Annotated in this window: 18 protein-coding genes; 11 read left to right on the top strand and 7 right to left on the bottom strand. The window is 44.7% G+C overall.

From position 1 onward, the window contains the following. The first annotated feature begins 144 nt into the window (after window positions 1–144). Window positions 145–366 (top strand): hypothetical protein, encoded by a 222-nt coding sequence (locus R7E38_RS12295; RefSeq protein ID WP_021035939.1) that lies wholly within the window; start codon window positions 145–147, stop codon window positions 364–366. A 142-nt stretch (window positions 367–508) separates the two neighbouring features. Here the strand turns inward: R7E38_RS12295 and R7E38_RS12290 are convergent, their stop codons facing one another. From R7E38_RS12290 to R7E38_RS12280, 3 genes are all read right to left on the bottom strand, one after another. Beyond that, entirely contained in the window at window positions 509–1,123 is a 615-nt protein-coding gene (locus R7E38_RS12290; RefSeq protein ID WP_005373611.1) for a LysE family translocator, read from the bottom strand. A gap of 109 nt (window positions 1,124–1,232) precedes the next feature. Continuing rightward, window positions 1,233–2,147: a LysR family transcriptional regulator gene (locus tag R7E38_RS12285; RefSeq protein ID WP_017819875.1), complete on the bottom strand. Its 915-nt coding sequence runs from the start codon at window positions 2,145–2,147 to the stop codon at window positions 1,233–1,235. A 40-nt stretch (window positions 2,148–2,187) separates the two neighbouring features. Continuing rightward, window positions 2,188–2,643, bottom strand: a complete 456-nt coding sequence (locus R7E38_RS12280; RefSeq protein WP_318081806.1) for an Lrp/AsnC family transcriptional regulator — start codon at window positions 2,641–2,643, stop codon at window positions 2,188–2,190. Between the two features lie 327 nt (window positions 2,644–2,970). Between R7E38_RS12280 and yjeH the strand changes: the two genes are divergently transcribed. Beyond that, window positions 2,971–4,233: an L-methionine/branched-chain amino acid transporter gene (gene yjeH, locus R7E38_RS12275; RefSeq protein ID WP_226083296.1), complete on the top strand. Its 1,263-nt coding sequence runs from the start codon at window positions 2,971–2,973 to the stop codon at window positions 4,231–4,233. Here yjeH and R7E38_RS12270 read toward each other — a convergent pair whose 3' ends face one another. Further along, complete coding sequence (locus R7E38_RS12270; RefSeq protein WP_318081805.1) at window positions 4,234–5,679, bottom strand: PLP-dependent aminotransferase family protein; 1,446 nt, start codon at window positions 5,677–5,679, stop codon at window positions 4,234–4,236. It abuts the gene before it with no gap. A 99-nt stretch (window positions 5,680–5,778) separates the two neighbouring features. Here R7E38_RS12270 and R7E38_RS12265 point away from each other — a divergent pair, with 99 nt between their 5' ends. Then, window positions 5,779–6,435, top strand: a complete 657-nt coding sequence (locus R7E38_RS12265) for a pyridoxamine 5'-phosphate oxidase family protein (protein WP_169628908.1) — start codon at window positions 5,779–5,781, stop codon at window positions 6,433–6,435. On the opposite strand, the gene R7E38_RS12260 is transcribed toward R7E38_RS12265, so the two are convergent. Next, entirely contained in the window at window positions 6,416–7,738 is a 1,323-nt protein-coding gene (locus R7E38_RS12260; protein WP_226083299.1) for an ATP-binding protein, read from the bottom strand. The two genes, R7E38_RS12265 and R7E38_RS12260, sit on opposite strands and share 20 nt — an antisense overlap. Window positions 7,739–7,741: 3 nt before the next feature. Further along, window positions 7,742–8,434, bottom strand: coding sequence for a response regulator transcription factor (locus tag R7E38_RS12255; RefSeq protein WP_005373624.1), 693 nt, complete (start codon window positions 8,432–8,434; stop codon window positions 7,742–7,744). A gap of 366 nt (window positions 8,435–8,800) precedes the next feature. Here R7E38_RS12255 and R7E38_RS12250 point away from each other — a divergent pair, with 366 nt between their 5' ends. Further along, window positions 8,801–10,342 carry a hypothetical protein gene (locus R7E38_RS12250; RefSeq protein WP_238852364.1) on the top strand — a complete coding sequence of 514 codons (1,542 nt, stop codon included), beginning with the start codon at window positions 8,801–8,803 and terminating at the stop codon, window positions 10,340–10,342. A gap of 12 nt (window positions 10,343–10,354) precedes the next feature. Next, entirely contained in the window at window positions 10,355–11,044 is a 690-nt protein-coding gene (locus R7E38_RS12245; protein ID WP_031778833.1) for a hypothetical protein, read from the top strand. Between the two features lie 86 nt (window positions 11,045–11,130). On the opposite strand, the gene R7E38_RS12240 is transcribed toward R7E38_RS12245, so the two are convergent. Beyond that, the gene (locus tag R7E38_RS12240; protein WP_054574582.1) at window positions 11,131–12,132 is read right to left on the bottom strand and encodes an AraC family transcriptional regulator; all 1,002 of its coding nucleotides are present in this window, start codon (window positions 12,130–12,132) and stop codon (window positions 11,131–11,133) included. A 107-nt stretch (window positions 12,133–12,239) separates the two neighbouring features. Between R7E38_RS12240 and R7E38_RS12235 the strand changes: the two genes are divergently transcribed. The 6 genes from R7E38_RS12235 (at window position 12,240) to R7E38_RS12210 (ending at window position 20,003) form a co-directional block, all read left to right on the top strand. Further along, the gene (locus R7E38_RS12235) at window positions 12,240–12,566 is read left to right on the top strand and encodes an MFS transporter (protein WP_054577756.1); all 327 of its coding nucleotides are present in this window, start codon (window positions 12,240–12,242) and stop codon (window positions 12,564–12,566) included. Continuing rightward, on the top strand, window positions 12,566–13,789 hold the full coding sequence (locus R7E38_RS12230; RefSeq protein WP_054577755.1) for an HlyD family secretion protein: 1,224 nt from the start codon (window positions 12,566–12,568) through the stop codon (window positions 13,787–13,789). The genes R7E38_RS12235 and R7E38_RS12230 overlap by 1 nt, the downstream gene beginning before the upstream one ends. A gap of 101 nt (window positions 13,790–13,890) precedes the next feature. Beyond that, entirely contained in the window at window positions 13,891–15,213 is a 1,323-nt protein-coding gene (locus R7E38_RS12225; RefSeq protein ID WP_226083301.1) for an ABC1 kinase family protein, read from the top strand. Between the two features lie 112 nt (window positions 15,214–15,325). Continuing rightward, window positions 15,326–16,672, top strand: coding sequence for a magnesium transporter (locus tag R7E38_RS12220; RefSeq protein ID WP_005373641.1), 1,347 nt, complete (start codon window positions 15,326–15,328; stop codon window positions 16,670–16,672). An 805-nt stretch (window positions 16,673–17,477) separates the two neighbouring features. Next, window positions 17,478–18,716: a cytosine permease gene (gene codB / locus R7E38_RS12215; protein WP_064354865.1), complete on the top strand. Its 1,239-nt coding sequence runs from the start codon at window positions 17,478–17,480 to the stop codon at window positions 18,714–18,716. Window positions 18,717–18,725: 9 nt separating this feature from the next. Then, complete coding sequence (locus R7E38_RS12210; RefSeq protein ID WP_104980493.1) at window positions 18,726–20,003, top strand: cytosine deaminase; 1,278 nt, start codon at window positions 18,726–18,728, stop codon at window positions 20,001–20,003. Window positions 20,004–20,137: the final 134 nt, after the last annotated feature.

The raw sequence follows: 20,137 nt of genomic DNA, 5'->3' as shown, positions 1-20,137 counted from the left end.
CCCCGTTTATACGCCTGATCACCCTCAGGCGTTTTTTCGTTTCATTCATTTGACACTCTCCGGACAAAGTGAACGTCAGCATTCATGTTTTGTTCATGTTCACAGCATTAATCTGAGCACATAAATTACAGAGAGGTCATGATTATGAATCGGATTATTGTAACTGCACTAGCACTGATTACCGGCTTTTTTACGTTAGTATTTAGCTTGATCATTGCGATTCCGTTGACCATCGCAGCATTAATTACCGGCAAGCGTATTGAAAATCGCGTCAAGAAAATGCAGAGAGAAATGCACGAAGAATATGAATTTAATACAGGTAAAGCAGATGCGATTGAAGGTGAATTTGAAGAGGTTCGCCGGTAAGTAAATAAGATTTAGATGAGTTTCTCTCCCCCGACCGCTCCTGAGAAACTTCTTGCTTTCACCCTGTCCTTAAAATGGCAGGGTGCTTTTTTGAAAAGCAGCCACACGGGCTGCTTTTAGTATTTCTGTCTTGCGAGCTTGTCTATACCGTTACGACCACTCTAAGAGCCAGCAGCATGAGTACTACCCCTGACAAACGATCAATCAACACTGCCTTAGAGCGAATTCTGTCAACGACTTTAGAGCTCGATAGCACTAGGGTAATAAAGGTGTACCAAAGCCCATCCACAACAAACGGCGTGGCAACAATGATCATCTGATTACTCAAATCATTACCGAGCGCGACAAACTGACTGAATAATGCGATAAAAAACAAAGCAATTTTGGGACTTAAAATCGAGATAAAAAAGCCTTCTCGCGCAGACTGGATTACCGTTGTTTCCTCACCTGACTCCAACTTCGCAGCCACACCACCTTTTGAACGCAAAGCATTAAACCCTAAATACGCAAGATATGCCGCACCCACAAGGCTAATCGTCTTGAACAGCATCGGGCTTTGCTGCAAAACAACAGCGAGCCCAATCAAGGTAATAAACGCATATATACCAATGCCAAACGCATGAGCCCAAGCCGTAGCTAATCCATTGATACGTCCACCAGCCAACGAGTGCTTAGCGACAATAGCTAAACTGGGACCTGGTGACATAGCCCCTAATAAACACACGGTAAAAAGTGATAACCAAACTGTTAGTGTCATAAGAATCTCCCCTCTTTGACGCTCACTCTATCAACGGAAGAGGTATAATTAGAAATCAAAGTTATTCATACTAATCATGACTTCAAGTCATGGCTAAACGGTGTACGTATTAGCGAATGGAATATTCAGAGATTTGCATTACTGAGCGAATCTCTTCTCGCACCCATTTATGCGCAGGATCCGTGTCGTATTTGGGGTGCCACATTAACCAATATTGATGAATAGGTGTTTCGAGTGGTAATGCTTTATGGGTTAAGTCCCAATGTTTAGCGAGGTTAACGGCAATATGTTCAGGAGCCACCATCAGGTGCTCACTTGCAACTAAGCGATTGATCGCAGCAGAGAAGAATGGAACCTTAAAGGTAACGTGGCGGGTGTGCCCTAGCTCTTTCAATGCTAAATCAGTGTAGGAATCTTTGTCTCCGCCGCCAGTCACTTTGATGTGTGAATATGAAATCAAGTCTTCAATACTGATCTGGTCCTGCTTTGCTAACGGATGAGAAGATTTCATCAAACAAACTGATGAATCCTCACCAATTTTAACGCTCGACACACTCTGTGGTTTTTCTGGATACATAGAAGACGCGATATGGATGCCCGTCTCATGAAGTTTATCAAGAAAGTTGGGTTGCCACAGTCGGTACGCCATATCTAACTGTGGCGCTTGTTCACCCAAGTGAGAGGCAATATCGGGCAATACGTATTGCGCCACGTAGTCACTAGAAGCAATAACAAGCTCACCTTGCCACTGCCGCGGCTCAAAAGGTTGGTCATCGAGTAAATGGTCAAATTCAGCCAGTAATGCATCAAGCTTTGATTTTAATGCTATTGCTCGTGGCGTTGGTATCAGTTGATTACCTTGACGAATAAGCAGTGGGTCACCACACAGATCGCGCAATTGTGCAAGCTGTCGACTGACGGCAGACTGCGTAATGTGCAAACGGTCTGCGGTCCGGCTGACATGACACTCCTCTAAAAGTACATGCAAGGATCTAAGTAGATTCAAATTAATGTTGTTTAACATATTCGCTCAGAAGGGTTTTCAACATGGCATCCATTCATGGTCACTTCACAAACAGGTTCCCAGTCGTGTTAAAGAATTCAGCTAAGACGGTATGAGTCATCAGGTTTCGAAGCTCTGGACATCGTTGAATTTGATCTCTGATTTCGTTCAAGCGAGCCATCGTAGGCACTTCGACAAAAACCATCATGTCCGTCTCACCGCTGATCGCATGACACCATTTTACGCCATCAATTTTGTATAATTCGTCCGCGTATGATTCGCAATAATACGTAGAGGTTGATTTATCGAACTTTAAGGCAAAATAGGCGCAAATCGAATCCCCACCCGAAGGCGCAATTTCAGCGTGATACCCTAGAATCACTTTGTCATGCTCTAGCTTGCGAATACGGGCCGTTACCGCAGAACGAGAAAGGTTTACTTTATCCGCAATTTCAGTCACCGACAGCCGAGCGTTGTGCCTGAGCAGATCCACAATCTTATGATCAAACTTGTCCATACCGTTACCAAGCTTTCCTTATTTTTCTCATTCTATACCGATTCTAACTGCATAAGAAACCAACATTTTGTTGGAATTATTTAAAACAACCGTCATATTGACGGTTTAGTAAATCATTTTGTTATTAACATTTTGGATATGCTATTTGGCGGGCATGAGATGAGTGCTGTTATCCATTTCAACAGAAAATAGATAACACATTGAAATCAAATTCCCAACTTAAGTACTCAGCACATAAATAGCATCGCTTAAACACATAAAACGAAATAACCAGAAGCCACAAGCTTTTTCGTAATAAGCCTCATAACATTGGATGAATCAATTCGCATGGAAGAGCTCAAAAAAGACATTTCACTCACATCAGGTATCGCACAGTTATCCACCACATTAATGGGAACGGGGCTGTTTATGATCCCGGCTATCGCAGCAGGTATAGCTGGCCATTTTTCACTATGGGCTTGGATTTTATTGTTCATCGCGATTTGTCCTATTGCGCTGACTTTTGCTCAACTGGGTAAACGATACCCCAACGCGGGCGGAACAGCCTTTTTTGTACGCAAAGCCTTTAACACCAAACTGGAAAGTAGTGTCGCTTGGCTATTTGTTAGTGTCATTCCGGTAGGGGTTCCGGCCGCGATTGCACTCGCCGCAGGCTTCCTACAACAAATATTGCCAGAACCTATTAGCAACAATCTGTTTGCACAAATTCTGACGGTAGTACTACTTGTGTTCGTCAACTTGATGGGCACAAAATCATCAGGTCATTTACAAACTCTTATTGCTTTGAGTGTCTTCGCACTTGTTGGCGCATTTTTATGGAAAGGCGACGTTAACAGCGCCGATCTTGTGATGCCCGCCATCACACAAGAGTCAATTTGGCCTATTACCGCAGCGTTAGGCGTGATGTTCTGGTGTTTTGTTGGCATAGAGGCTTTTGCCCATATGGGGGAAGAGTTCAAAAACCCTCAAAGAGATTTCCCTATTGCCATTGTGGTCGGTTGTTTTGTAGCAGGGGCTACCTATTGGGCATGCTCTGTCGTTATTTTAAAATTTGGCGCGTATGGTAACGCTCAATTTGATAACGCATCCATCCCCTGGCTTAGTGCCCAACTACTAGGCGATGGAGCCAAATGGATAATCAGCTTGATAGGTTTCTCCGCTTGTTTCGCGAGCGTTAACTTATACACACAGAGCCTAGCGCGAATGGTCTGGGCTCAAGCTCGGGAACATCGTCCTTCTAGTCCACTAGCCAAGATTTCGCGTCGTGGTGTCCCTTTCTCAGCCACCATATTAGTTGGCGGTATATTATTGATATCTTGTGTGATAGGAACCCTATCACAGCTCGATCTGGAGTTTTTCCTAAAACTCGCAAACAGTGTATTCGTTCTGGTTTACATGTTGGCGATGTTAGCCGCTTTTAAATTGCTTCGAGGATTTGGTAAAACACTTGCGGGACTGTCCCTACTGCTTTGTACCGGTGTTTTTATATGTTTAGGCTGGTCAATGTTTTATGCACTTGGCATTTTTACTCTACTTTTACTGCCTTGGAAACAGTGGCGACATAAGCGACAAACACGTGTAGTTGAATAGTCATCGCTTCCCATTTCGAAATATGTGAGCTAAACGTTGGATACCAGCGTCTATGTTCTCTAACGCGATATTGCCGTAACCAAGCACGGCACCATGCCAGTGACGTGCTTGAAAATCTGGGGGTTCATAATAGCTCAAAGGTCGCAAGATGATCCCTTCATGCTCTGCCATTTTTGTAAAACGCTGCTCATCCATACCGTCTTGCCATTTCAACGTAATATGAAGCCCCGCCGCTTGGCTAACGACGCAAACACGGTCGCCAAAATACTGTTGAATGGATAAATGCATCTGTTCATGCTTAGTTTTGTACAGTCGACGCATTTTTCGAATATGACGTAATAACCCACCTTCAGTAATAAAGTCTGCCAATGCTTCTTGTGTATGCGTCGGCGAATCACCATTTAACGCATCCTTAACCACTAAGCATTGCTCTACTAAACGTTCAGGAACTACAAGGTAGCCAAGCCGCAATCCGTTAAACATCACTTTACTGAAGGAACCCACATACAACACACGATCATCTCGACCCATTTGAGCTGCTAGCCCCTGTAAGCTGGTATAGGGACGATGAGCAAACTGAAATTCGCTGTCATAATCGTCCTCGATGATCCAACTTGATTGTTCGACCGCCCAGTTGATGATCTTTCCTCTTTGCTCGGTATTGAGTGTGGTGCCCATCGGATATTGATTACTTGGTGTAATATACAGCGCATCGGCATCGCTTGAGGTCACCGCTTCCACATCAAAACCTAATTTCTCTCTTACGAACAAAGGCTCAAATTGATAGTTTTGGAACTGAATCAACTTCCGCATTTGCGCGTAACCTGGTTGCTCCATCAGAACCTTATCACCTTGTTTGAGCACTACCATCGTCGCAATTGACAACGCTTGCTGCGCCCCGGAGGTAATAATAATGCGCTCTGGAGAACAATTCACTGAACGGCTTGATGCGAGGTAGTCAGCTAAAGCACAGCGCAATGCCCAACTACCCTGAATATCTTGATTACCCAGCAAGCAAGTACGAGACATATGGCGAGTGAGTAACTTTTGCCATTGCGCCATCGGAAATGCGTCCAAATCCGGTACACCCGGTGCAAATGCGCGGTTGATATCAAAGTGAGCTTTCGGTGATGAGTCTCTCTGAACTGAACTAGGTTCAGGCAAGTACTGCTCTGGCAGTTCTACGGCAACATAAAAACCAGAACCTTTTTGGCTGTTCAAGTACCCTTCCGCCACTAACTGTTCGTAGGCAGAAATCACGGTATTCCTACTTAGATTAAGCTCTTGTGAAAGCTTCCGCGTAGAAGGCAGCTTCCCATTCTTCATCCACAGTCCTTGAACAATTTTCTTGCGAATAGCAAAAAACAACGCTTGCTGACGCGTTCCATCACTGTCTTTTAAATGCAGGTCACCGATATCAATCAAAGACAAACTGGATCCATCCATTAGTTAAAAGTGGCTCTCTTTAAGCTACCAGTTAAACGCTACATTGCAATCAAAGAATGAGGTCAATCGCTCGTAATCGTGAGCAAACAAGGAGAGAAAATGCTATCCAACACCAATAGAACGGAAATTAAGAAAGGCGCACATAAAGCCGTCTCTGATGTTAGCAAACTGCACGCCATCATAGATGGAAGCCTAATCGCTCATATTGCGATAACCAACGAGTCAGGCCCTGTGGTCATCCCTATGCTGGCATGGCGTGTCGATGATTACGTATATATCCATGGTGCCAACAACAGTCGACTGTTACGCTCACTCAAACAAGGAGTGCAAACGTGCTTAACCTTTACTTTGTTTGATGGTTGGGTATTGGCTCGAAGTGCGTTTCACCACAGTGCGCATTATCGCAGTGCTGTGGTCTTTGGCCAGTTTGAGGTGGTGGAAGATAACCAAGAGAAAGACAGGTTGCTGAATCACTTTATTGAACAGATCGCTCCGGGGAGAACAGAACAAGTCCGTTTGAGTAATGAAAAAGAACTCAAAGCCACCATGCTACTGCGTATCCCGCTCACGGAGGCATCAGTGAAAATCAGCAATTTTGGCGTCAACGACGATGCGGAAGACATGGACATCCCTGTTTGGGCAGGTGTCCTACCCTACCGAACCGTCGTAGGTCCACTGCAAGCTTGTGACGATTTGTATGAAGGTATCGCAGAGCCAGACTACCGCAGTGCCTACTCTAACCGTTGGCAGGAATAAGCACCGTAAAACGTGCGCCGCCTAAGTGACTCTCGCCGACAGAAAGCTCCCACCCCAGTTGCCGCGCAGCACTGGTAGCGATGGCAAGCCCTAAACCAAAGCCTTTCATGTCGGCGTTGCGGCTTTTGTCTAAGCGCGAAAATGGCATAAATACTTCTTCTCGCATCGCCTCAGGGATGCCCGGACCATCGTCCTCAATATCGATGCTCCAGCAATCCGCTACCGTTCGAATCGTCACCTCAACGCAGGACTCACCATAACGCTTGGCGTTTTGCAGTAAATTATCGAGGACAAGGTTACCCAAAGTAGGCTGAAAGTGAATCAATTGGTTCGCGAGTTCATTTTCTGCTCTCAACATGGCGGACTCTAAGCCTAGGTAATTCAAGCGGCTTTTACACCAAAGTGGCAGTTCCATGGTTTCAACAGAATCGATCCATGAGTGGTTTTTCACACTCAAGCGCGACAGCATGACGATGTCGGATGTTAAATCCGTCACTACATCAACGTATCGTTCAATATCGTCATGTAACTCTGCCTGCATTTCACCACTCGTTCGTCGAGCTAAATCCGTCGCTAGCTGAATACGACTCAGCGGAGTGCGCACTTCATGAGGAATAGCTTGAGTAAAGATGTGTGTTTGGCGCACTCGTCTCTCAATCTCTTCAGACATGCAGTTGAAGCCTTGGGCGAGCTCTTTCACAGGTTGCGAAAATTGCTTTAGATCGACTCGCGTATTCAACTCACCAGAACCAAATTGTTGTTGCGCAGCCGTTAGTTGCCGAATTTGGCGGTCAAGACGTCGTACAGGTATGTAAACCATAATGCCTAAACTGCATACAACAACCAAAAGCAGAGTAAGTATAAATACAATCTCAGAATCTTCATTCCAATCAACGTGTGGGCTAAAGAAGTCCGTTTTTTCTTTGAAAACTAAACTCTTCGAAGTGTTAGGCAAAGGGAATACCGCAGCATAGGTACTGCCGTCAATAAGATAAACAGGTATCCCTTGCATACGGTACAGCAGATTACAATCTCGACAAGGTGGTGATCCGTCCCAGTTTTCAACCAATGTTAAATCAAAGATAAAGAAATCTTGCTTGCCGTTTTCGGTTAACTTCTTGTAGAGAGAATCCGGAGTGCCTCGTTGCTCAATGTATTGATCGACAAAATAAGCACCATCGTTCAAAAAAACACCGACTTCTGTTTTGCGCATGTACTCTTCCCCCATAAAGAGAAACAAAGCAACAGTCAGCGCAAGGCCAGTTACTAACCCCACATATAGACGAGTAAACAGGGAAAACATGCGTCATTTACCTGTCAGCATGTAGCCGTGGTGACGTATGGTTTTAATGGTAGCCGTATGGATATGAGCCTTAGAGAATTTCTTCCTTAGTGAGGATATACGCATATCAATCGAACGATCAGTAATACAGTATTCAATGCCTCGGGCAAGACGGCAACATGATTCACGAGATACTGGCTTATCGACATTCAGCATCAGGAGCTCTAAAATTTCAAACTCAGAACTCGTTAAACCAATATCTTTTTGCAAATAAAATGCTTGGGAGCGACGAAGACAAAGACTAATGCCATATCGGCTCAGCTTTTCTTCTTCAACGATATCAACTTGACGACAATAGCGACGCAACGCTGCTTCAATACGGGCGAGCAAAATATTACCTTTTATCGGTTTGGTAAGGTAATCATCAGCACCGAACTTAAATAAGCTCACCTCGCTCATTTCATCATCGGTCGCAGTCAAAACAATGATAATACCATGATAAAACTTACGCGCCTCTTGGCATATTTCTGCGCCATTTTTTCCTGGTAACATCAAATCTAACAGCACTAGGTCCGGCTTGAGCCCCTTAATCGTTTCTAATGCATTTTGACCGTTATCGATGACAGTTACCGTATATCCTTCGGCTTCGAGGTACATTTTGGTTAATCGAGCAATCTCTGAGTCGTCTTCTACCAGTAAGATTGTATTACCCACCATGAATCATTTACTCCACCAATATGATGGAGGGAGTATATCGCTCGTCCTATACTGCGCAACCCACTTAAATGATAATTTTAATAAAAAGCAGGCTTACATACGCTTACAAACCATACATATACGATAACCCTAATCATTCTATACCCCTTAAACCATTCAATAACCTGATGTTTTATTTATTATCAGAATATAGCTTCACATAGAAAATAAAATTCGGAATAAAAATCTACTATATTTTTAAACATATCGAATAATAGGTCTTACCAAAAAACAATATCAACATATATGACTTAGTTTGCTTATATAGACAGGACTTTATGTTGCTTCTAAGTTTCTTGCTCTAATAAAGTCTACGAGTAACATGAAATGAGATATTCCAAATTAACACCTTTAGCCATATTTTGCGCGATAAGTCTAACTGCTTGTGGCGGCAGTGAATCTAATCCGAAACCATCGACAACGACACCTCCACCACCACCAGCGCCAACATTGAGCACTGTCACAATCCCAACTGTCGTTTCTACAGAGTTTCCAGCCAAGTTAAAAGTGGCTGCTGATGCTGGCTTCACCCACTATGTGAAAATCTCCCTTTCCGAAGCAAACAACAACGATACATTTCACATTGTGGCTGTTGATGACGGTGCGAATAATGAAAAAATCTTTCGTGCAGCCAAAATCATCCAACACCTTCTCACAAACCAACCAGACTCTAAGTACGGTGCTGATAAGTCTCGTATCGCTAAGACATTAGCCGAGCGTGATGCCACACTAATGCTGACCGAAAACGACGAACAGAATGATGAGATGCTAACCAAAATCTTTATCAACGAACTGATTCGCCAAGACAAATTGAACGATGCAGTTACAAGCTCGGGCTTAGCACACTCTTTTGATACGAGTTCTCTAGAAAAGTTTGTTGTAAGCATGATGGTACTTAACGAAGATGATATGGATACACTTGTCACATCTATCGCGTCAACATTAGTAACTAGTAAAGAAACACCAAACTGGCTAAGGAATAGCCAATCTTTAATGTATCGAGAACTGACAGTTGAAGGCGATTGCCATTACATGAGTAATTTTGCCGATTACTGCGCCAATCTTGGTAAAAAAGCCGAACGAGACGCCGCTTTTGAAGAAATTTTACACTTGGTCCAAGCGCAAGGTATTGCACCTAACACGGCGACTGCGGCACTGCAAAATGACATTCAAGCTCATGCGTTAAGCATCTATAACGATATTCAATCGGGCAAACCGACGGTGTGGCGCCCTACTCAGTATGACTGGGACGATTGGAAATCGGACGACTTCGATCCTGAAAGTGTGAAACAAACGGGCCCTTCATATTCTCACGAATATTTTGCTGCCGCTTTTGAAGCTTACATGGGTGTAGCAAAAGCAAACGGACATGGTTTAGATGGCTACCAAGCGTTAACGCGTGAAGAAATGCAAACCCAAGATCCACAAGCCGTTGATTGGATCAGTGGCTTATTCCACGGATACTTGCAATATACCGCGAATATCGACTCTGCGGGCGTCAAGCTCTACACAGAAAAGACAAGTCCAGGCACAGTACCTACCTTCCGTATGGCTCCCAACAAAGACGGTTTGATAGAAGCGTACACCTACAAATCTCAGTGGCTAACAAAAGTGAAGATCATTGGCGGCGACGCGATGAATGTGATCGGTAATGATCAAAACAATACTTTTGAAGGCAACAGCAAAGACAACAGCATTTATGGTGAAGGCGGTATCAACACCTATATAGTGCCACACAAACTGGCGGAATGTACTGTTATCAAAGCAAAGAGCGTTTCTGTTGAGTGCCCGAGTACAGGCACTGACGAGTTGTACGACATTCAGAACATCCAATTCACCGACCAAACCCTAGATGTAACCAAGCTATAAAAAATGAAAAACATGAAGAAACTTATTCTATTCGCTCCCTTGCTCCTTGCTGGTTGTGGTGGCCTAGCCGTCATGGATCGTACTGATGCCGTAAAAGCACAACCAGAAATGCTGATCAAAACCGACGGTGATTTTTGGGGATTCGGTGCGGATGGCCATTTTGATTTTGCTGGTAAGTACAAAGGCAAGTATTCACGCAGTGCTTCTAACTCAAGTTGGTTTAACCGTATCTCTTTCAAAGAAGGTTCAATGGGCGCAGAAGTGACTCGTATCGACAGCGGGGAAACTTGGCTTTTGAACTGCACTGGAGGCGGTATGTCGGTTAACTACATGGGCGTCGATTTTGGTGGGAATGATCCTTACACCTGTGACATTACTCAAGATGGTAAAAAAGTCGGTGAGTTTGCGATGGAGCCAAAATCCGCTCTCATCGACATCAGCTTTGAGAAAAAAGAGACAGGCGTAGTGCGTATTGGTAGCACCCACTTTAATGTAGAAACTGTACATACTAGTCCTGACGCCATGATGGCGGTAGACATTCCATTGGGTTATAGCTTTAAGGAAGGCACACAAGAAATTGCCGCAGTGCAGACGAACGGTACCATTGCGGTACAGATGCTCCCTGAACTTAGCGAACAAAAAAAGGATGTAATTGCCATCGGCGCTGTTGCAAGTGCACTAAGTTGGCGTCCTAAGAAATAGCCACCACATAAAACGACACAAAAAAATAACAAAGCCCTCAACTTTGAGGGCTTTTATTGCTTGTACTCATAGAGATAAGTGGAGCACTACTTCTCTAATCTTCCCGTATACTGCTTGGGCGTTAATCCACGATGTTTCTTAAACATACGATTGAAGCTCGCCACATTGGTGTAACCAAGGCGCGTGGCAATGTCATCAATACTCACGCGCTTACTCAACAAACCAGCTGCAATATTACTCAATACATAGCCAGAAACCGTCGAAAAATTGAGTCCTAATTTATGCAAACGACGTTGAAACTGCTGTTCAGATAAATCAAGCAGAGAAGAAACGCGCTCTAACGTTGGCAATCCATAATGGCTGCTGTAATTCACCACTTCATAAATCACTTTCAACTCATCTTCTGGGTCGGGCATATTAAGCAAATCATCCAAATCGGAAAAACTCATCGCTAGACGGTTGTCTTCTCGATGGCTCACTTGGCGAGAAGCTAGTCGGTCATCTCCCGGGATCCATATCTCTGTTTTTGGCTGACTCCATTCCACCTCGCAGCCGAAATATTCCCGGTATCTCTCAGTATTTTTTCTCGAGCCTGAAACCTTGACACGTAAAGGCTGGTAATCTTTGCCAAGAAATTCGCGTAACACCTTAATCATAAATACCGCACAGCGGATACTATCGTGCACCTTTACTGACGTTTCTATAAACGGGTTGTGGTAAGTCCATTTGATGATTTTACCCGACTGTTCGCCAGCAAAAAACGCCCCTGATTGTAGGTTGCTCACACCATAATTCACTCGCCGAATGGTACTGGCTAAATCATTGCCGGAGAATAACCAGCGTCCCACTGGCCCTAGCTTTTGCAGTTCAATACCTCGGCTGAGACTCAACACCACATCCGGGTCACCACTGGCTTGTTCAACACAACGGTACCATTCCGCAACGGCTTTTAGCGGGATCAGTGTCATTGGGTTACGAAACACCGATGCTGGGATCCCTAACTCATCCGAGTCCAAATTGTATTTAGATAACGCGAGGTTATGCATGTTTAGAATGCCCATCGCGCGAATAAACCGAACCGTTTTCATAACCAATCACATCAAATTTAATCCTGTAGTGATTGAATCTGTCACAAAGAAAGCCGCAAATCAAATTCAGATCACAATACGCCAACAGTTTGATAGAGGAGCGTTTAATGAGTTTACTGAGTGTCCCATTTGTCGGTACAGGCGCAGATACAGCGTTACATGTTGTTGCTGCTGTCGTTTTAATCGCGAGTGTCGCGGGCGCGTGTTACGGCTTTTGGAAAATCCATGAATTACCTATCAATAAAGCACACAGCAAAGATCATCATCAGATAGGGCTCATCACTGCGCTGACCTGGATAGGGTTTATCTGGCACTGGGTTTGGGTGCTAGCCGTGATCTTTGCATTTGTTGATATGGAAAAAGCCATCATCAATCTGCGTGATACATGGAAAAGTAAACCGCAAACAGAAACACAGCCAAAAGAGGAAGCATAATGTTAGAAGGTTTAGCGGTATGGGCACTCTTCATCTATCTGTTGCGTTTGGTTGGCATGCCTTGGAACAAAGCAACCAAATCGTTCGCTTATCTTGGCGGCTTGGGTTGGCTAATGTTCGTCTGGGTAGGTTTGATTAACTTCACCCCGATGGATTTATCCGGCGGTTCTGTCGTGCAGTCACCACACATCCAATTGCGTCCAGATTCAACCAATGTAAAAGGTAAAGTTGACCACATTTACATTGAGCCGAATCAGCAAGTTAAAGAAGGTCAGCTCATTTATGAACTTGACCCAACGCAATACAAAATCGCATTAAATCAAGCGAACGTATCCGCTGATTCTGCTCGCGTTGCATTAGCTACAGCAAAAGGCGACATCGAGATTGAAGAAGCTAACCACGAAGCGCTAGTGCAAGATCTAGAAACATCAAAGAGCCAGTTGGAAGCGGCGAAAGTTGACTACAAATTGCAGAAAAAAATGCTAGATCGTTATGTTGAGCAAAACCGAGTAGTGCACAACACCATCACGGAAAGCGATATCGACAAACAATCGAGTGCGGTTGATATGGCACGTCACAACGTGTTGACCCTTGAGTCTCAAATCAAGAAGAAACAAGTCGATATTTCCCGTGCAAAACTGGCGATTCATAAAGCGGAACTTGCAGTTGAAACTAAACAAGCCGAACTGCGCCAAGCTGAAGAGCAAATTGCAAAAGCGCAATGGGATTTGAATAGCACAAAAGTTCATGCCCCAACAGATGGCTTTGTCACCAACTTTATCCTGCGTGAAGGTCAGCGTGTATCGATGATGCCGCGTATCAACATGTACACTAACGAGAAGTACGTGCTGATGCGAGTCAACCACCAGGCGATTCGTAACATCAAACCGGGTCAGCCAGCGGAATTCTCTTCGTCCGTTTACCCAGGTAAGATCTTCTCAGCGACCGTCGAAGGCATTGTTGAAGCAACAGGTGAGTCACAAGGTAATCTACTGGGTTTCGATGATTCCGTACGTGTCACCACTGGAAAGAACTTACAGAACAAACACCACTTTGTTCGTCTTAAGATTGATGAGCCAGAAGGCTACGACATCCCTGTTGGCTCTGTTGGCCTCGCATGGGTCAGCGGTGAAAAACCGATAGGCTTCATGGCCTTCTTGGATGTGATTCGCGGGATCATCATCCGAATGAAGTCTCAACTGTACTTCTTCTACTCTATCTAAACTCGCAAACCGCCAGTTACGCTGGCGGTTTTCTTTTCATTTGTATCCAAACATATCCTTTTCCCGTATAACAATTAGTTAGTAAATAGCGGAGAAGATTCATGTCGGCAAAGGAAAGAAGCCTACCTACCCATCGCATCTCAAGATTCAGCAAGTTCGCTTCACTTGCTACCCGTGTCGCAGGCAATGTGATTGCAGAAGGCACGAAGCAGATAGCCAAAGGCAACAAACCAAAAGCGAAAGACCTCTTGCTGACGCCACAGAACATCGCGCGTTTAACCGACCAACTTGCTCACCTACGTGGCGCTGCAATGAAGCTTGGACAAATGCTATCAATGGATGCTGGTGATGTTTTAGAACCTGAACTCGCCGATATTCTTTCCCGTCTTCGTTCCAACGCAGACCCAATGCCTGCAAAACAACTCAACGCAGTAATGGAAAGTTCGCTAGGAACGAATTGGAAAGCTGAGTTTCTGTCATTTAACTTCAAACCAATCGCCAGTGCATCAATAGGACAAGTACACCAAGCCTACAGCGATGCGGGCGATAACCTAGCCGTCAAAGTGCAATATCCGGGCATACGGAAAAGTATCGATAGCGACGTCGATAATGTCGGAACACTGCTCAAGGTCGTTGGGTTGATTCCCGAGTCTGTCGACTACAAAGGATTACTCGAAGAAGCGAAAAAGCAGCTACATGACGAGGCCGATTACACACGAGAGGCGCAATTTGCCATTCGTTATCATGACGCTTTGAAGGAGCACCCTCATTTTGTCGTACCGAAGATTCATACTGGAAGTTGCTCAGACTCCGTTCTCGCGATGGAATTCATTGATGGTAGTCCGATTGAGCAAATCGAACAGTATGATCAGAGTACACGGGATTTTGTCATGCACAGCCTACTCGAATTACTGTTTCGAGAGCTGTTCGAATTTAAGATGGTGCAAACCGATCCCAACTTCGCCAACTACTTATATATCGAAAACACTCGTCAAATCGGCTTGCTAGATTTCGGGGCGACCCGCGAATACAGCGAACGGTTCAGTACCGGCTATCGCCAAGCTTTTGCGTCTGTCGTGAATAATGACGAACAAGGCTTAAATGATGCGCTTGAACAAATAGGCTTCTTCAGCCAAACCATCCTTCCAGACCAGCGCCAAGCGATTCTCGATCTAGTGAAAATGGCATGTGAACCTATGTTGGTCGATGAGCCCTATGATTTCAAAGCCAGCGGCTTAGCACAAAAGCTTCGCGAGGCTGGCACCATTCTAAGCATGGAGCAAGAATACTGGCATACTCCACCAGCAGATGCCCTATTTTTACACAGAAAAATCGGCGGAATGTACTTGCTGGCAGCCCGTATTGCCGCAAAAGTGAACATTCGCCAATTGGTACAGCCATATCTCACCATCAACAGCGAATAGCCTATTGTTTTTCTGTTACTTTCAAGTACCTTGAGCAAGGTTAAGATGCATAGTTGTGCATCTCAATAACATGCCATACTTCCATAAAACGAATTAACTATCGGGGTACTCGGTGAGCAAGTTTCAAGATCTCTCCACTCTAATCCAGCAAATTGGCCAAGCCGAAGAAGCGGATCAAGTCGCAACGCTCAATGAATCTATTGAAGCGGGCCTCGAGCCCGGCGCGGTTGCCCTGATTCTAGAAGCATTTCCAATCGACGATCGTGTTCGCTTATGGCGAGCTTTACCACTAGAGCTACATATCGACGTGTTAACGGAAATGCGTGCGGACGTACGTTTCTCTATCATCAATGCGTTATCTGAAGTCGAGCTAAAGCTCACTCTCGCTAAACTCGACAACTTGTCGCTCATCGAATGGGCCGATTCGTTGCCAGAGTCGATCATCAACGAAGCGCTCTCGTTGATAGAAAAAGATGAGTTGGAACTTTACGATCAAGCAAACGAGTATGCTGATGAAGAACTCGGCCACTGGGCTGAACGTAAGATCATCACCCTGCCCTTCAACATTACGATTGGGACAGCTAAGCAGTTAATGGAGCGCTATAGCTACGACACGCCTCAACAGGTGTATCTGATTAATCGTAATAAACAGTATCGTGGAACGGTCAACTACTTCGATATCTTACGTGGTGACCCCGATACTCGCTTAAAAACACTCGTTATTGAGGCTGTGACGGTTCTAGACAGTAAAATGATGCTTCCTGAAGCGGTAGAGGCATTAGAACACAGCACACTGCCCGCTCTCCCTGTAACTGATGCAGACCAAACACTGATCGGTGAAGTCGATTGGCAGTTTGCATTGAGTACACAGCGTGAAATCTACGAAGCACGTTTGATGGCCGGTACAGGTATGGATGAAGGCGATGACTTGTTTGCGCCAGTATTAAAAAGCTCGCAAAAGCGCGGTGTTTGGTTAGGCATCAATTTGCTTACTGCGATTTTGGCGTCTGTCACTATCGGACTATTTGAAGATGTAATTGCGCAGGTGGTGGCTTTGGCGGTGCTCATGCCAATTGTTGCATCCATGGGGGGCATTGCTGGCAGCCAAACGCTCACTCTAATGATTCGTGCGATGGCGCTTAATCAGATCACCCCAGGTAACCGTTTCAAGCTATTGAAAAATGAGTTGGGTATTGGCTCTCTGAACGGCATTGCTTGGGCGTTAATCATCGGCGGGCTCGCCGGATTGTGGTTTCAATCTCCGGTTCTTGGGGGAACCATCGCGCTGGCCATTATCGTCAATATTATTACCGCAGCTTTATTTGGTGTGCTGATTCCCATTATTCTGGATAAGTTTAAATTGGACCCCGCTTTGGCTGGCTCGGTGATTCTAACAACAGTGACAGATGTAGTTGGTTTTTTCGCCTTTTTAGGAACGGCGAGTTTAGTCATGCTTTAAAAGGTTCATTGTTTATTAATCAATCATTAGCATAATAGAGTCAAATTGCATAACGCAGTTGCAAATTGCAAACATACTCAAACTTTAAGCAACGCATGTCACAGAAACTACGTATTTTAGGGCATATTAAAGTTGGCACAGTAACTGCATTATATAAATCGACCCTTCTTAAGCCGAGGGTCACCTAGCCAACTGACGTTGTTAGTGAACTTGATTTTGTTCACATGTATATAAGCCAATCGCACTCTTTGCGGTTGGCTATTTTTTTATGTGGCTATTGCCCTCTTATCCTCTGACCGAGCTCGGTTGTACTTTTCTTACCCACAACAGATTGTTTACTGTTTATAAAATTCAAATATTCGCCCACTAAACCATTAGAAATGCCAGCTTCAACAAAAATAAATCACCTACATAAAATAAAACCAAGAAAACACACCCAAGAAAAGAACAAATAACGTCCAAACCAAAAACCTCATCATGAAATCGTTTTCTTTTCATAGAAATCGACTGAACAATCCAGAGTTATAGATAAATTTAATCCATAAAAACAAATAGCAATTCAAAACATTCATTTCACATAGAAAACCTGTCTATAAATCATAGAAAATACGTAAAATCAAAATTTCCACCTTTAGAATTTAAAAATCAAACCATTGTTATTAAAAGAAAAAATACACATCAAAAACAAAGCAAACGTTTAAATTGCAATTTTATCATTGACTATTAAATTTACATCACGATAATACGCGCCGTTTGCCTGAAAATCAGGTACTATAATTTAATATTTCAATGTGCGGAGGTAATAATGGCTGGAGACAATAACTACAGTCTTGGACCAGTTCCTAACACGGCCAGAAAAGGCGTGGCGTCACTTACAATGGTGATGTTAGGACTCACTTTTTTCTCCGCAAGTATGTGGACTGGGGGTTCTCTCGGTACTGGGCTCTCCTTTAATGATTTTTTCCTCGCTGTTCTCATCGGTAACCTAATCCTCGGTATTTACACTTCTTTCCTCGGTTACATCGGCGCTTCTACTGGTCTCTCTACTCACCTTCTTGCTCGTTTCTCTTTTGGTTCTAAAGGCTCTTGGCTTCCTTCTGCTCTTCTTGGCGGTACTCAAGTTGGGTGGTTTGGAGTTGGTGTCGCGATGTTTGCGATTCCGGTGCACAAAGCAACGGGCATCGATACCAATACTTTGATCCTCGTCTCCGGTTTGCTCATGACCGCGACCGTTTACTTTGGCATCTCCGCACTGATGGTGTTGTCAGCAATTGCCGTTCCTGCCATTGCGCTACTTGGCGGCTACTCTGTCATCGAGGCAGTAAATAGTGTTGGCGGTATAAGCGAACTACAACAGGTTCAACCAACCGAGCCACTCGATTTTTCAATAGCTCTCGCGATGGTTGTCGGCTCTTTTGTCAGTGCTGGTACATTAACGGCGGATTTCGTACGCTTTGGTAAAAAGCCGCGCAGCGCCGTGATGATCACCATGGTGGCATTTTTCATCGGTAACTCGTTAATGTTTATCTTTGGCGCGGCAGGTGCGTCGGTGACGGGTCAATCAGACATCTCTGAAGTGATGATCGCGCAAGGTCTTCTTATTCCAGCTATCATCGTTCTTGGCTTGAACATCTGGACGACCAACGACAACGCGCTCTACGCATCGGGTCTTGGATTTTCCAACATCACAGGCTTACCAAGTAAATACATCTCAATGGCGAACGGTCTTGTTGGCACACTTTGCGCTCTCTGGCTCTACAATAACTTTGTTGGCTGGCTGACCTTCTTATCTTTGGCAATTCCACCGATTGGCGGTGTGATCATCGCTGACTTCTTCACGAACCGTAAACGCTACGCAAACTTTGAAGCCGCCCAATTCCAAAACGTTAACTGGGCTGGCATTATCGCTGTCGTGATTGGCGTTGGTGCGGGACACTTCCTGCCTGGCGTAGTGCCGATTAACGCTGTACTTGGCGGCGCAATTAGCTTCCTGATTCTTAATCCTGTTCTCAACAAAAAAGCACTGGCTACACAGCCAGCGTAAGGAACCATCATGACAACACTACTGATCAAAAACGTAACGCTAAAAGGACAAGAAGGTCTGCAGCAAATTTTGATTGAAGATGGTCAATTCAAGCGCATTGAAAGCAACGATGTGGAGCTTAGTCATAACGGTGACATCATCGATGCTGAAGGCGGTATGGCGGTTGCGCCTTTCTGCGAGCCACACATTCACTTAGATACAACTCAAACCGCAGGAGAGCCAAGCTGGAACATCTCTGGCACATTGTTTGAGGGTATTGAACGTTGGGCTGAGCGCAAAGAAATGCTGTCGATTGAAGACGTGAAAGCGCGCGCAAAACAAACCTTAAAATGGCAGATAGCAAACGGCGTACAACACGTTCGTACCCACGTCGATGTTTCAGACCCTACCCTAATTGCCCTAAAAGCGATGGTAGAAGTGCGTGAAGAGATGAAAGAATGGGTAGATATCCAAATCGTCGCCTTCCCGCAGGAAGGAATTCTCTCTTACCCAAATGGCAAAGAGCTGCTAGAAGAAGCCGTCAAATTAGGTGCGGACGTGATTGGCGCGATTCCACACTTTGAATTCACACGCGAATATGGCATTGAATCGCTGCACTACGTATTCGAGTTAGCGAAAAAATACGACCGCCTGATCGACGTGCATTGTGATGAAATCGATGACGAACAATCTCGGTTCGTTGAAACACTGGCAGCATTAGCGCACAAGTTTGATATGGGGAATAAAGTCACGGCCAGTCACACCACAGCGATGGGTTCCTACAACGGTGCATACGCATCTCGCCTGTTCCGTTTATTACGCATGTCCGGTATCAACTTCGTGGCAAATCCATTGGTGAACATTCACTTACAAGGACGTTTTGATGATTACCCAAAACGTCGCGGCGTAACACGAGTGAAAGAGATGCTGAATGCCAACATCAACGTCTGCTTTGGACACGATGATGTATTTGACCCTTGGTACCCACTAGGCACTGCAAACATGCTGCAAGTACTGCATATGGGTCTGCACGTGTGTCAGGTGATGGGTTACGACCAAATCAACAACTCACTGGATCTGATCAGCACCAATTCAGCACGTACACTGAACATTCAAGATAAGCACGGCATTGAAGAAGGCAAACCAGGTAGTTTACTGATTCTTCCCGCAGAAAATGGTTTTGACGCAGTACGTCGCCAAGTGCCGGTTCGCTACTCTGTTCGTCACGGTAAAGTTATTGCAGAAACACAGCCTGCAACAACTCATATTCATCTTGAACAAGCAGAGCAAGTAACGTTCAAACGCTAAAAAGATCGGCGAAACTAAAAAGGCCTGACGACATCGTCAGGCCTTTTTTCTACTGGTTGTGCCGTCCTAAATAAGGTTGACACTTTCCACCCCCAAAATTGGAGAGTGTTATGAAATCAACAACTAAAAGAACT

The organism is Vibrio sp. Vb2131, from assembly GCF_033338535.1.
In the GTDB taxonomy this organism is placed as follows: Bacteria; Pseudomonadota; Gammaproteobacteria; order Enterobacterales; family Vibrionaceae; genus Vibrio; species Vibrio alginolyticus.
The sequence above is the reverse complement of the archived record's forward strand: the minus strand, read 5'-3'. Positions and strand labels throughout refer to the sequence as shown.